Origin of the sequence: Streptomyces sp. SP18BB07 (assembly GCF_036322545.1) — a bacterium.
Taxonomy (GTDB): Bacteria; Actinomycetota; Actinomycetes; order Streptomycetales; family Streptomycetaceae; genus Streptomyces; species Streptomyces deccanensis.
In genome coordinates, this window is sequence record NZ_JAQYWT010000354.1 from 90093 (window position 1) to 102482 (window position 12390).

The window sequence follows — 12390 nt, forward strand, 5'->3', positions numbered from 1 at the left end:
CCCGACTGACGACCGATAACCGAGGAGGCGGCCCGTGGAGTGGCTTACCTCTCTGGCGCCCGTCTTCTCCCCCCTCTTCGGCATGACAGGTGTGCTGGGCGGGGCGTGGCTGGTGTACCGGGGGACCAAGCGCAAGACCGAGACGGACGCGCAGGCTGCGGAGGCCAGCACGTTCGTAGCCAGCGTGCAGACCGTGACGGCTGGCTTCGCCCAGCTCCTCGAGCAGCAGCGGGCGACCAACGCACAGACGCTCGAGCGGGTGACCACGCTGGAGAACCGCGTCGAGCGCCTGGAGGAGGAACAGCGGCAGTGGCGGCGCTGGAAGTCCGCGGCCGTCGAGTACATCCACCAGCTCCGCGCCATGCTCGCCAAGCTCTACACCGGTCCGCCGCCCGCCCCGCCGCGGGAGATCGCCGAGGACCTGGTCGACGGACCCGACGGCTGAGGGAGGCCGCGACGTAAAGCGGCGGCGGCGCGCACAGTCCGCCCGACACGCAACCTCGCATGAAGGGCAGAAGCTCATGACCACACTCGAATCCCTCTCGACCGGCGCCCAGGTAGGCGCCGTGCTCCCGCTGCTCACCGCAGTGGTGCAACAGCCCGCCTGGTCGGCGAAGGCGAAGAAGGTCGTCGCGGTCCTGGCCGCGCTCCTCGGCGGCGTCGTCGCCGTGGCGGCGAGCGGCGGCTGGGGCCAGTTCCAGCACGGCCAGCTGACGGCCGCGACCCTCCTCGGCGTCCTGGCAGCCTCCCAGACGAGCTACGACCTCGTCTGGAAGCCCAGCAAGCTCGCCCCGATGATCGAGGCCCTGACAACCAGGAAGACACCCCAGCAGGCCGAATAAGGCCCATGACGCCCGTCCGGCCCCCGGCCGACGGGTACCATCAGCACCGAGGTGGCCGTACCGCGCCATCAACTACGTTGAGACAGCTCGTCGGGTAGGTACTTAGGCACTGCGGTGCCTTCCTTCACCTGGGCACGGCTTCGGCCGTAAGCCCGACGAAGCACGTCGAGACCACCGGGCGAGGACTCGTTCGGGGCCGGGGAGTGGTTGCTCCTGCGATGAGCCGGCACACGTAGTCAGCGCCGGTACGGTCACCTCGTCTTGTGCCTCCGCACATGGCGCACGGTCCGAGAGCAACGGGCCATCACGACCCGAAGAGGAGAGTTCACGGCATGGCCGATGCGCACGACGTCGACACTGAGACGGAGCGCCTGGCGTCGCTCGACGCCGACGAGTTCATGCACGCGGTGGTCGCCTACGCCACAGGTGGCTATGGCCGGCGAATCCCCCGGGAAGTCCAGACTGCCGCGCTCGCATCCCCCGGGTTGGCGCTGCGGACCCTGGATGCGTTGGAGACCGCGGTCCGTCAGGCAAAGTCGTTTCAGCCCCGCAGGGAGGGCGAGACCAAGCAGGAGCAGACGGCCCGCATCGCACCGTTCCGGGACACCCTTCGCGCAGCCATGGCCCCCTTTCGGGACGCAGTCGACGACCTGGCGCACGCGGAAGCCAAGTACCTTGCCGGCCTCGACGACGAGACGTTCGAGCGTCGCTGGACGGCCTTCATCAACGAGGACCCCACCGGTGCGCCGATCTCCCGCCGCGTCCGCGCCCTCGCCTTTCGGTCACCGCGAGTAGCGGGCAGGGCTGAAGCGATCTGCCGCCTCATGATGGAGGAACCGGCCCGGTTCCTTCCGCCGGCCCCGCGCAGTGAGAGCCGGAACGCGTCGGAACGGCGCATCGCCGCCTTCCGACAGCGGGTCGCGTCGGAAGCGCGGTTCCTGCGGTACGCCATCCAGTACGCCGAGGCACGCCACGGCCGCATGCCGGCCGAGCCGAACGTCCGGCTGCGCGCGCTCCGTCTTCTCGGCAACAACCACCCGGAGGAGCTGTCGAGTCTCCTCCACCAGGTTCGCGCCGAGCTGCAGGAGGCGAAGAAGGAAGCGCGCCGAGACGCGCGCGCGGTCCGCCGGACGGCAGGGAAGGGCGCGCCCTAGGGCCGCGCCGCATCGGATCGGATCGCAGAAGAGGGCGCGCCCCAGGCGCGCCCTTCGTCGTGTCCGGGCGCGCGCTACTCCCCCGCGCTGTGGCGCGCCCAGCCCCGCGCGGCCGAGGGAACCAGCGCGCGTTCGAGCGCTGACCATGCCGCGCCGCGCCCCGACCCACGGTCGACCGCACGCTCGAGGAACGCGACGAGCGCTGCCGCGTGCTCGCCGTTCGGCATGACGCCCTGCGTGGATCGGGCGCGCTCGACGGGCCAGGTGAGGCGCGGCACCGGTGAAACTGCTGGTCACAGTGTGCGCGCCCATTCGACGGAGGAGCGCGCCAACCTGTGTGGCCCCAGGGGCGCGCCGCGCGATCGTCTCGGCCAGGCGCGGCGCGCGGCTGAGGCGGTAGGCGCGCCGCGCCACCACCGGCGCGCGTTCGCGGATCATGGCGTGCCACCGTGCGCGCGGTCGAAGGCGCGCCGTGATCAGCGCGCGGCGCGCCCCGCCAGGCGCGCTGCAGGGGAAGGGCGCGCGGTCGATGGCGCGCGCCGCTCGGCGCGGGCGCGGTTCGGATGGTGGTGGAGGGCGCGCCGATCGTGGGCACGGGCGCGCCTGACACGAGGGCGATGGGGGCGCGCGGCGCGGGCGAGAGGTGAGGTGAGGTGATGAGGAAGGGGCCGGGCGTACGGCGGTGGGCGCGCCCTCGGGGCTGAGGGCGCGCGTCACCTCACGTCACCTCACCCCCGGAGGGCGCCCGGTCGAAGTACCGGGCGAACTTCTGCGTGATGCCGAGATCCGGCATCGGCGCCCGACGGTAGACGTCGGCGAGCGTGGGTTCGCCGGCCTCCTCAAGGAGAGCGATCACCTCCGCGCGGTGCCCCTGCACGAAGTCCCGAAGCTGCCCCAAGCCCGGTTCTCCTGCCTCGGAGATCGGCCCCAGATGCTCACCCACTGTGACGAACTTCAGCTTGGCCTGTACGTCGGCCTCGTCAATCAGAGCCTGGCGTGCGACCTCCATCGGGTCGTTGGCCTTCTTCCGGGACCTAGCGGGCCTCGTCGTCGGTCGTTGGGGCGGGAGCTCCTGTGGTTCCTCGGCCGCGCTGGTGTCCTCGGGGGACTCGGCGAGCGGGGGTTCCTCGGCCTGTGGGTCCGGTGGCGGAGGGGGCGCATCGTGCTCGTCCGACGGGGGCTCCTCGGCCTGCGGCCGGCTCGGCTCCTGCAGCTGGGGCACGTCTTCGCGGTGCTCGCGCGCTTGGTCCTGCCCGCCCGTGCCCGGCGGCGGCGTGCTGGATTCGGAGGACTGCCCCCCGGCCCCCTCCTGTTCGCGCTTCGCCTCCTGCTCGATGTAGTCGAGGGACTTGGTGATCAGGTCGTCCGCGTTCATCCGGCCCCACATCTTCGTCTCGGTGGGGATCGTGCGGAGGGTGCGCACGCCCCACTCCTCGCGGATGGCGCGCAGGCACTCGAGCGGGTTGTTCTCGTCGGTGAGGGCCTTGTGGATCAGCTTGACGGCCTGGGTGCCGTTCAGGCCCTGCGGCGCGTTCTCCTGACGGGCCGGGCTCTGCTGGCGGGCGGGGGCCTGCTGCTGGGCGCGTTGCTGGTCCTGCTCCAGCAGATAGGCCTCGGGGCGCGACTCGGTGACCTGCCGGTGTGTGGCCGCTTCCTCGAACCCCATGCGGCGCAGAAGGGCGTCGATGCTGAAGTCCTCGAACTTGACGGTGTCGCCGGGCTTCACATCCCAGTGCAGGGTGCGCACGCCCGTCAGGTACGCCTCACCGATGCCGTGCATCTCCACGATCGCGTCGACGGCGGCGGGGAGATTCTTCTCCGCCTTGATCTTCCGGGTGGTGTTGCGGGTGGGCTTGTCGTTCTCGAAGGCCGTAACAATCTCCTGCCGGGCGATCATCACGACGGGCCCGGCGTGGCGGCGGAGCATCCAGAGGATTTCGCCCCATCGATCCTTGGCCCGGTTCCACAGGTCAGGGTCGACCACCACCGGATCGTCGAGGCTGGGTGCGCGGCGACGGTTGTCCTGTGCCTTGGCCACGGCTCGACGCCGGGCGAAGAGGGCCTGCTCGTCGCTGATCATGTCCCACAGGTTGGAGCCGTTGTCGATGACGATCATGTTCGGCTTGCCCGGGACGCGTTGCGGCTGCGCTACTGCCCAACGGATGGCGTCGAGGATGTCCTGGTAGCTGCCGTCATGCGGGACGATCTCGTAGTTGGCGCCAGGGACACGGCCGTAGTAGTCGGCTGTTCCCTCGGACCCACCGATCTCGATCCAGAACGCGAGGCCGATCAGGTCGGAGCCGGTACCGCGGGCGGCCTCGTGGCTCTTGCCGCACTTCTCCGGTCCGCACAGCACGATCATGGGCGGATTCGGAAGACCGGTCGGCTTGCGTGATCTGCGTTCGCGTAGGGGCGTGGTGATACCAGGCATCGGCGGTGTTCCTTCGTTCGGGCTCGCGGGTGCTCTCCCGCGGAGAATGAGCTGGCGGCAGCGCTAAGCTCTCGCCGTTCTCACTGCTGTACTATTCTACCCGCACGAAGGCCCGTTTCAATGCCTGTTCATCAGATCAGCGACAGGTTTCTCGAGGTCAGGGTCGTGATCCTCGCGGTGCCGGGCGTACCAGGCGTCCAGATCCTCGACGCCCGCGGCAGCCTCGTCGGCCTCGGCCTCGGTGAACGCGCTCCACTCCGCCACCGCGTCGGCGTACTCACCTTCCACCGTGCCCGGGTCACGGCGGTTCAGCGCCTTGGCGATCTCCGTCCAGTCCGCGCCGGCCAGGGCCTCGGCCAGGACGACGCGGTCGACGAACTCGTTGGCCAGCTGCCGCAGACGGCGGGCGGTCTTGATGCGTTCGGTGACGCTGGTGTTCTCGGCTGTTGTGGCGAGTGCTTGGCGGGCGAGGTCGGACAGGTCGCGGGCGGCACGAGCGGTGGTGATCCGGGCCAGGATCTCCGGTGTCATGGTGGGTCCGATCATGCAGGCGGCGGGCACCCCAGGAAGGGGGCCCGCCGCATCGGTTCGGGTAGAGGCAGGATGCCTTACGGGCTGACTGGCGTCAGCGGATGGGCGAACGCGGCGAAGACCTGGTCGATGGTTGCCTTCGGCGGAAGGTCGATGCCGCGCTCAGCCGCGTACGTCTTGATGAGGCGCTGACGCACCTTACGGCCGTTGCCCTCGCTCTGCCCGAGGACGCCCGCGATCTCGGCGCCGGTCAGCGGCCCGCCCGGCTCGAACACTTCCCGGTGCCCGTTGTCGAGGATGTCCTTGATGATCACGTACAGCTCGTCCTCTGTGCTCCACTGCGGGATGCGCCCCTGCCCCTGCCCCTGTGGCTGTGGCTGTGGCTGCGGGGTGACGGTGGCCGTGACTGGGCGCGGCTTGTTGGCGGCCGAGGGAACTGCCGGGACCGGGCGCACCTTCTTCTCCTCGAGCGGCGCAGCCGGCGGCAGGGCGAAGATTCCCGTGGGCTTGATGCCCGCCGCGATAAGGCCGGTGGGGGCCGTCTCCTTGAGCGGAACGCCGGCGCGGACGAGCTGGAGCGGCAGCAGCGATGCCACAGGGGCCTTCCTGCGCCACGCCCGCCCGAACTTCGACCGCAGCTCCGCCCGGTAGACGAGTCGTTCCTGCTCAAGCTCGAGGACCTGGTCGTACGACACCAGCTCCCACAGCTTCATGCGGCGCCACAGCAAGAACGTGGGCACCGGCGAGAGGAACCAGCGGGCCTGTCGGATCTTGTCCATCCGGCGGCGGCCGGTGACCGCGCCGATCCGGACCGCGTACGTGTGCGCGGCAATCTCGGAGACGACGACCCACAGCAGGGACATGGCGCCGTGCGCAACCTTCGACCATAGGGAGTCACCGGCCGCGACGTTCAGCGCGCAGGTGATCAGGCTCAGGGCCCAGGGGACGAGCCGCGCCCAGGCCAGAGGCATGCCCATACGGATCAGGAGGAGGTACGCCCCGGTGAAAACGGGAATGGCCGAGTCGATGGCGGTGGGGAGAACCCACGGCTCCTCGAAGCCCCACTCCGCGGCCTTGGCCGATACGGCGTCGAACGATGCGTAGAAGCCGAGGCCTCCAACCCCGACTCCGCCCAGCGCGGTCAGAACGGCACCGCCGCGCTCCCAACGGCTGAGCGGTGGCACAACGGAGTCGTCGAGGGGCTTCGGCTTGTCGCCCTGGAGGGCGAGAGGAAACGGCAGACTCAAGACACCTGTCCCTTCGTTCGGGTCTCGCCGGTCGGCTTATGCTCGTGGCCTTCCGGGTCGACCAAACGATATAGCGTCTTTCGCTCGCCCGCCCTGACGTTCCTCACCCCATGTCAGTTTCGGACGGTAATGGGGTGATTGGTGATCGTCACCAGTCGAGCGGCCTTGCGGGCTTCCGCCGGTCCGGGCCCTCGATCCTGGCCGAGGCGGCGCGGTCTCCGAGTCTCGACACGAGGCGTTCGCCGAGGATGTCGACGATGCTGATCTCCTGAGACCCGGGTCTACGACGGGACTTGAGGTTGGTGGTGTAGATCGTCGCCCGGCCGGCCGCGAGGCGGGACTCCACGAGGTCGGTGGTCTTCGAGCAGACGAAGTCGGTGGCGAGTCCGGTCATGTCTCCGCACAGCTCGTCGAGGACGAGCAGGTCTGCTTCGACGTGGTCCTTGCGGACGGAGTACGAGGACTTGCCGCTGGGGGCGCTGTCGGGGCGGAGCCAGTTCAGGTATGTGGCGTGCTTGACGAACCTGACCAGCAGTCCCTTCTCGCTGGCCTCGGTGCCGAGCGCCACCACTGCGGTGGTCTTCCCGCTGCCGATGTTGCCCGGCACGATCATTTGCAGGCACTCGGGCTCCGCGCCCACACGCTTGGCTTCAACGAGGGAGCTGAGCCAGTTCTGAAGTGTCTTCGGCTTCTGATTGGCGTCGAGGTCCGTCAGCCGCAACTGCAGGTACCTGTCGTGCGACGCCTCCCGGATACTGCCGATCCAGATGTTCCGCCGGGCGCGGGCCTGTGGAACGTTCACGTCCTCCCAAAGACCGTCCTCCGGCTCGGGCTGGGCGGGAACACCGAGCTTGGACATGTCCGCCCCGCCGCGCTCCAGCACGCTGAGCAGGTGCTCGCTGAGGTCGCCGAGGGCGTTGAGACCGCGGGCCGGGGCAGGTACCGGGGCGTCCGTGGTGAGAGACATCGAGGTCACGCTCCTTACGGTCGTTCGACCACACCGAAGGTGGCGTCGTCGGCGTCGTCGGTGGGGGTGCTGGGCGGGGTGCCGGGGGTGCTCTCGGAGTCCTCGCCGTGGGTGCCCCAGGTGGCAGAGTCGCTGTACGCGATGCGGCCGTGGGGCTGAGCGGGGGCAACGTGGCCGCTGACGACGCCGAGTGCGGTCTGCCACTGCTGCGCGCTGGGCAGGTGCTTCTTGGCGTGCCGTAGGGCGTCTGCGCACTGGCGCTTGGTGTACCCCGCGGTCAGCGCCGCCTTGACCTGGCTGCGCATGGCGACGAAGCCGTTGGTCTTGCCGACGTACGTGCCGAGGTGCTTCCTGGCGTCGTCCCACCACCACTTGGCGACTTCGTCGGCGTCCGCGTCGAGGAGAGCCTTCTCCGCCGCCTTCTGGGCGGCCGCGGTCTGCTTCTCCTCCGCAGCCTTCTTCGGTTCCGCGGCGTCCTTGGAGGGCGCTGGCGGCTCCTTAGCGGCTGCTGCCCTCTTTGCTGCGGGCGGGATCTTCCTACGCGGAGCGGTCGCGTCGGCGGGAGGAGCAGGCTGCTCCGGCTCGTCGTCGCCGGGCTCCGCGGGCTCGTCGTCGGCGGGAGACTCGTCGCGGCCGTGGTCGAAGCCGTCACTGCCCAACGAGCCGTCGAGGTAATGCACGAGGAAGGAGCCGTCTTCCTGCTCAACGACGGGAATGGCGAGTTCGCAGCCGAAGGTGACGTAGTCCTTCTTCCACTGCTCGACGGCGTAGAAGCTGAGAGCGGTGCCCATCGCATGCTTGCCGTCTCGAAACCGCCGGCGTTCGAGCCGGTAGTACCCGCCCGCTGCCAGTTCGTGCAGCATCTTCCGCACGGCGTCGCGGCCCTCACGCTTCTTGCCCTTGGACAGCTGCTCGGAACGCATCTGCCAGTCCGCGGGCTTGTTGAGCATGTGGACCAGTAGGCCTAGAGCCCTGTAGCTGATCTCCTCGTCATTGGCCGTGTCGGACTCGATCGGGACGGTGTAGACCCGCTGATTGAGTCGGGTGCCGTCGCGGCGGCTCAGGCGGCTCATGCGGCGTCCTCGGTGGCGTTGTCGTCGACGAGGCGGAAGTACGTGTGCCACGTCTTGCGGCCGGTGTCGCCCAGTTCGTAGCGCCGGTCCTTCTCGGCCAGGCGCTCAGTGCAGAGCTCGGCGAGCGCCCCGCGCACCTGGTGGGGCTTCATTCCGAGCTTCGCGGCGACGACGGGGACGGCAGTCCAGCCGCCGTCGGTGTGCAGGGCGAGAACGTGCAGGACGCGGAAGGCACGATCGGAAATGTCACTGGCAAGTGCCGGTGCCAGCACGTCAGTAGGCGTAGCCATGGGGGTGTCCCTCGGGAGCGGGGCCCGGCCGCCGTGGGCCGGGCCTGGGGCGGTCAGGGCTGGTGGTCCTCGGCGGTAGGCCGGGGACCGGCCATCAGCTCCGGCGCCTCCTGCAGGAGGTGGTTCAGAGCCCCCTCCTGGTAGTGCCGCATCAGCCGCTTCCTGCCGACGTCCCTCTTCTCCCACGTCCACGTCAGGCTGCCGGTGGGCTGCCCGCCCTGCTCGTACTTGAGGCCGGGCACCACTTCGCCGGTTCGGGTGTCGATGATCAAGCCCGTGTCCTCGTCGTACTCGGCGAACGTCAGCAGGGCCTGTTCCCAGGTCTCGTCCCGCGTGATGGTCACCTTGATGCCGCCGTGCTTGTCGGCGTACTTGTTGAGCGCCGCTTCGTTGTCCTCGTCCACGACGATCTTCGGCTGCGCCACGTTCACCTTGTACCGGCCGATGATGTCGTCGCCGATCTGGACGACCAGCTCGGACTGCCCGTCCTTGTACGCCTTGAGGAGGGGGACCTTCGGCGCGTCGATGCGCGGCTTGATGACCTTCTTCACCATGCGCTCGTCCAGCAGGCGGGCAAGGGCGCCGATCAGGCCGACGTCGGAGAGAGGCAACTCGGCCGGCTGTTCAGCCTGCGGGTCCTCGACGGCGTCGTTCGCCATGCGGTGTTCCTTCCTTCCCCGGACGCCAGCCCAGGGGTTTGGGACTTGTCCCGGGCGGGGCGTCTCGGGGGCGTCGTATGGAAGTACGACAACCGCCGATTTTTGTTACACCTAGGCCCAGGTAGCTGGGTCGCTCTCCCAGCCGATCGGAATAGTACAGCAGTGAGAACGCTGTGGGTAGAAGGCGACGTTAGAGCTGTGTCTTCCTACGTTCCTTCGCGGCCCTGCCACTTCCGGCGACGTCGTCGGGAGCCGGTAGAGCCCCGGTGCTGCCCCATCCGGAACGAGAGCAGCACCGGCCCGGCGGCGGGCGAGGACCGGCCATGACGGCATGTCCCGCTTGCGAGGCGGGGCGCCGCGGTAGAAGTCCGCGGGCTCGCAGTTCTCACCCGCCGCCGGGTACCGACGTATGGGAGAGGAACGCCAGCCGTGACCGAGACGATCGCCGCACCCCCGCGCTACATCGCCTACGTGCCACTCACCGACCTCACGCCGGCGCCCCGCAACCCGAAGCGGCACGAACTCGAACTACTCATCGACGCCATCCGCATGCACGGCCTCGTCGAAGTCCCCGTCGCCGACGAGCGCACGCAATGCGTCCTCCACGGCCACGGCCGCCGTGAGGCACTGATCGAGATGCAGGCCCGTGGGATGGCACCCCCGGGCGGAGTCGTCCTCGACGAGGACGGCGGATGGCTCGTCCCGCTCCTGCGCGGCTGGGCCTCCAAGTCCGACGCCGAGGCCGAGGCCCTGGCCATCAAGCTCAACCGCCTCCCCGGCGAGGGCGGCTGGGACCCTCGCGAGTTCGCTGCGGTCCTCGAGGACCTGGCCACGAACGAAGCCGAGCTGTTCGACTCCCTCGCCATCCCCCACGACGAGATCGACCGGATGCTCGGCCAAGTCGACCCCGAAACCCTGCCCGGCGGCGTCCGCGAGGACGAACCTCCCCTGCTGCACCTGCCCGACGACGGCGACCGTGGGGACGGCCTCAGCCCCGACGACGACGGCCGCGCCGCACACACGACTTGCCCCGCCTGCGGCCACCTGTTCAACACCGGCCGCTGAACCCGTCGCCGAGGCCCGCCCATGTCCACCCGACGCAAGGCCCGCCGGCCACACGACCACGGCGGCCGCCCACGCCTGCTCTCCGAAGAGATCGAGGCGCGCCTCGTCGCAGCCTCCCGCACTGGCGTCGCCGTCGAACTGGCCGCAGAGATGGCCGGGGTGTCCCGCTCCAGCTTCCTCGGGTGGATGGCCCGAGGCCGCGCCGAGATCGAGGCCCGCGAGGACGGCATCGACCCTGACCCGGCCGAGGAGGAGTACGCCACCCTGTACGAGAAGGTCCGCACGGCCCGCGCCACCGCAGCCGCGCGCGCCATGGCCAACATCCGGCGCGTCGCGGACGGCGGGATCGTCACCAAGGTCACCACCCGCCAGTTCCGTGACTCCGTCACCGGGGAGATCGTCACAGAGACCGTCGAGGACCGGACCGGACCGGATTGGAGAGCGGACGCCTGGTATCTCGAGCGTCAGCACCGAGAGCACTACGGCAAGGACGCCGTGCTGGCCGTCGAGATCACCGGCCTCGGCGTCCCGGCCGGAGAGGATGAGCAGTCCGTCGACCTGACCGCGCTCGCCGAACGCCTCGACAAGAGTCTGTTCGCCGTCGAGTATCCGCCGGAGTTGGAGGACGGCAGCATCGTCGACGCCGAGGTCGTCGACCCCTGACGCCAGCACGCGACACTAACCCCTGCCGCCCTCCACGGTGCCCCTCCCTGACCACCAGCACCGGAGGGCACCACCCCATGAAGATCATCTCTCGCGCCGAGTGGGGCGCGAAGCCCTGGAACGGCACCCCGGACCAGATCGCGCTCTCGCAGCGAACCGAGTTCTTCGTCCACTACGACGGCGGCGACCCGATCAACTACACCGGCGTCAAGGTCCCCCAGACGATCGAGCGTTCCCACCTGAACCAGGGGTGGTCGGGCGTCGGCTACAACTTCGTCATCGACCAGGCCGGCAACGTCTACGAGGGCCGCGGCTGGAACCTGCAGGGCGCCCACTGCCCCGGGCACAACATCTCCGGCCTCAGCGTTCAGATCGCCATCGGCGGCGACCAGAAGCCGAGCGCGAAGGCCCTGACCGCATGCCGCGCCCTGTACGAGAAGGCATGCAGCAAGACCGGCCGGACACTGGCGAAGAAGGGGCACCGGGACGGCATCGCGACTGAATGCCCGGGTGAGCACCTGTACGCCTGGGTGAAGGCGGGCATGCCCGTCGACGCCGACGAGGATCCGCCGGAGTCGGACAGTTCCGAGTCGAGCGCGACCATCAAGGGCTACGACGTCAGTGCCTACCAGAGCTCCACGTACAGCACCAAGGGCGCCGACTTCGTGTTCATCAAGGCCACCGAAGGCCGTTCGTACGTCAACCCCCGCATGACCGAACAGGCCGGCCACGCCCGCGCCGCGGGACTCGTCGTCGGCTTCTACCACTTCCTGTGGCCCGGCAACATCAAGGCCCAGGCGAAGTACTTCGTCGACAAGTGCGCCTCCCGCACGGGCGACATCCTCGCCGTCGACTGGGAGAACACATCCTCCGGCGCTCGCGCGACGTGCGAGGAGAAGGACCAGTTCATCCGCGAGGTCAAGAAGCTGCGCCCGAACCACCGAGTCGTCCTGTACTGCAACGTCGACTTCTGGACCCGCCGGGACACCACCTCGTACGCGGGAGACGGCCTGTGGATCGCGGACTACGTGACCGCCGGCAAGCCGCGCATCAAGGCGGACTGGCTCATCCACCAGTACACCGACAAGCCGATCGACACCAACACCGCAAGGTTCGCCAGCCGGGCCGCCATGAAGGCGTGGGCCACCGGCATCAAGGCGGAGAAGCCGGAGGAGGGCAAGCCGAAGCCGAAGCCCGCGCCGCCGTTCCCCGGCCGACAGTTCTTCGGGCCGGGCAAGAACAACGCCCACATCACCGCGCTCGGCAAGCAGCTCGTGCGGAAGGGCTACGGCCAGCACTACGCGACCGGCCCCGGGCCGAAGTGGTCGGATGCCGACCGGAAGAACGTCAAGGCCTTCCAGCTCGCCCACAAGGCGCTGGCCGGTGACGCCGACGGGCTGCCGGGCCCCAAGACATGGCAGATCCTTTTCTCCTGACCGCCCCGGCCGACCCGGACCGCCGGGCCGGT

General features: G+C 69.4%; 13 protein-coding genes. 6 read left to right on the plus strand and 7 right to left on the minus strand.

The window, feature by feature from the left end:
• Window positions 1-34: 34 nt before the first annotated feature.
• The 3 genes from PUR53_RS36235 (at window position 35) to PUR53_RS36245 (ending at window position 1996) form a co-directional block, all read left to right on the plus strand.
• A complete protein-coding gene (locus tag PUR53_RS36235) occupies window positions 35-445 on the plus strand; it encodes a hypothetical protein (RefSeq protein ID WP_329911113.1) in 411 nt (136 codons plus the stop codon).
• A gap of 76 nt (window positions 446-521) precedes the next feature.
• Window positions 522-842 (plus strand): hypothetical protein, encoded by a 321-nt coding sequence (locus PUR53_RS36240; protein ID WP_329911114.1) that lies wholly within the window; start codon window positions 522-524, stop codon window positions 840-842.
• 332 nt (window positions 843-1174) lie between these two features.
• On the plus strand, window positions 1175-1996 hold the full coding sequence (locus PUR53_RS36245; RefSeq protein ID WP_329911115.1) for a hypothetical protein: 822 nt from the start codon (window positions 1175-1177) through the stop codon (window positions 1994-1996).
• 718 nt (window positions 1997-2714) lie between these two features.
• On the opposite strand, the gene PUR53_RS36250 is transcribed toward PUR53_RS36245, so the two are convergent.
• The 7 genes from PUR53_RS36250 to PUR53_RS36280 all read right to left on the minus strand — a co-directional run bounded on the left by PUR53_RS36250 (window position 2715) and on the right by PUR53_RS36280 (window position 9194).
• Window positions 2715-4427 (minus strand): hypothetical protein, encoded by a 1713-nt coding sequence (locus PUR53_RS36250; RefSeq protein WP_329911116.1) that lies wholly within the window; start codon window positions 4425-4427, stop codon window positions 2715-2717.
• A 117-nt stretch (window positions 4428-4544) separates the two neighbouring features.
• The gene (locus PUR53_RS36255; protein ID WP_329911117.1) at window positions 4545-4973 is read right to left on the minus strand and encodes a hypothetical protein; all 429 of its coding nucleotides are present in this window, start codon (window positions 4971-4973) and stop codon (window positions 4545-4547) included.
• 62 nt (window positions 4974-5035) lie between these two features.
• Window positions 5036-6205 carry a DUF2637 domain-containing protein gene (locus PUR53_RS36260; protein WP_329911118.1) on the minus strand — a complete coding sequence of 390 codons (1170 nt, stop codon included), beginning with the start codon at window positions 6203-6205 and terminating at the stop codon, window positions 5036-5038.
• Window positions 6206-6353: 148 nt separating this feature from the next.
• Window positions 6354-7172, minus strand: coding sequence for an ATP-binding protein (locus PUR53_RS36265; protein ID WP_329911119.1), 819 nt, complete (start codon window positions 7170-7172; stop codon window positions 6354-6356).
• A gap of 14 nt (window positions 7173-7186) precedes the next feature.
• Complete coding sequence (locus PUR53_RS36270; protein WP_329911121.1) at window positions 7187-8245, minus strand: hypothetical protein; 1059 nt, start codon at window positions 8243-8245, stop codon at window positions 7187-7189.
• A complete protein-coding gene (locus PUR53_RS36275; protein ID WP_329911122.1) occupies window positions 8242-8535 on the minus strand; it encodes a hypothetical protein in 294 nt (97 codons plus the stop codon). The genes PUR53_RS36270 and PUR53_RS36275 overlap by 4 nt, the downstream gene beginning before the upstream one ends.
• A gap of 53 nt (window positions 8536-8588) precedes the next feature.
• The gene (locus PUR53_RS36280; protein ID WP_329911123.1) at window positions 8589-9194 is read right to left on the minus strand and encodes a hypothetical protein; all 606 of its coding nucleotides are present in this window, start codon (window positions 9192-9194) and stop codon (window positions 8589-8591) included.
• A 429-nt stretch (window positions 9195-9623) separates the two neighbouring features.
• Here PUR53_RS36280 and PUR53_RS36285 point away from each other — a divergent pair, with 429 nt between their 5' ends.
• The 3 genes from PUR53_RS36285 (at window position 9624) to PUR53_RS36295 (ending at window position 12358) form a co-directional block, all read left to right on the plus strand.
• Window positions 9624-10259, plus strand: coding sequence for a hypothetical protein (locus PUR53_RS36285; RefSeq protein ID WP_329911124.1), 636 nt, complete (start codon window positions 9624-9626; stop codon window positions 10257-10259).
• Window positions 10260-10280: 21 nt separating this feature from the next.
• Window positions 10281-10922, plus strand: coding sequence for a hypothetical protein (locus PUR53_RS36290; RefSeq protein WP_329911125.1), 642 nt, complete (start codon window positions 10281-10283; stop codon window positions 10920-10922).
• Between the two features lie 77 nt (window positions 10923-10999).
• Complete coding sequence (locus PUR53_RS36295) at window positions 11000-12358, plus strand: GH25 family lysozyme (RefSeq protein WP_329911127.1); 1359 nt, start codon at window positions 11000-11002, stop codon at window positions 12356-12358.
• Window positions 12359-12390: the final 32 nt, after the last annotated feature.

Bases quoted from the DNA above. Each gene is read 5' to 3' on its own strand.
- PUR53_RS36240 (WP_329911114.1), top strand. From the start codon at position 522: ATGACCACACTCGAATCCCTCTCGACCGGCGCCCAGGTAGGCGCCGTG.
- PUR53_RS36245 (WP_329911115.1), top strand. From the start codon at position 1,175: ATGGCCGATGCGCACGACGTCGACACTGAGACGGAGCGCCTGGCGTCG.
- PUR53_RS36250 (WP_329911116.1), bottom strand. From the start codon at position 4,427: ATGCCTGGTATCACCACGCCCCTACGCGAACGCAGATCACGCAAGCCG.
- PUR53_RS36255 (WP_329911117.1), bottom strand. From the start codon at position 4,973: ATGATCGGACCCACCATGACACCGGAGATCCTGGCCCGGATCACCACC.
- PUR53_RS36265 (WP_329911119.1), bottom strand. From the start codon at position 7,172: ATGTCTCTCACCACGGACGCCCCGGTACCTGCCCCGGCCCGCGGTCTC.
- PUR53_RS36270 (WP_329911121.1), bottom strand. From the start codon at position 8,245: ATGAGCCGCCTGAGCCGCCGCGACGGCACCCGACTCAATCAGCGGGTC.
- PUR53_RS36275 (WP_329911122.1), bottom strand. From the start codon at position 8,535: ATGGCTACGCCTACTGACGTGCTGGCACCGGCACTTGCCAGTGACATT.
- PUR53_RS36280 (WP_329911123.1), bottom strand. From the start codon at position 9,194: ATGGCGAACGACGCCGTCGAGGACCCGCAGGCTGAACAGCCGGCCGAG.
- PUR53_RS36290 (WP_329911125.1), top strand. From the start codon at position 10,281: ATGTCCACCCGACGCAAGGCCCGCCGGCCACACGACCACGGCGGCCGC.
- PUR53_RS36295 (WP_329911127.1), top strand. From the start codon at position 11,000: ATGAAGATCATCTCTCGCGCCGAGTGGGGCGCGAAGCCCTGGAACGGC.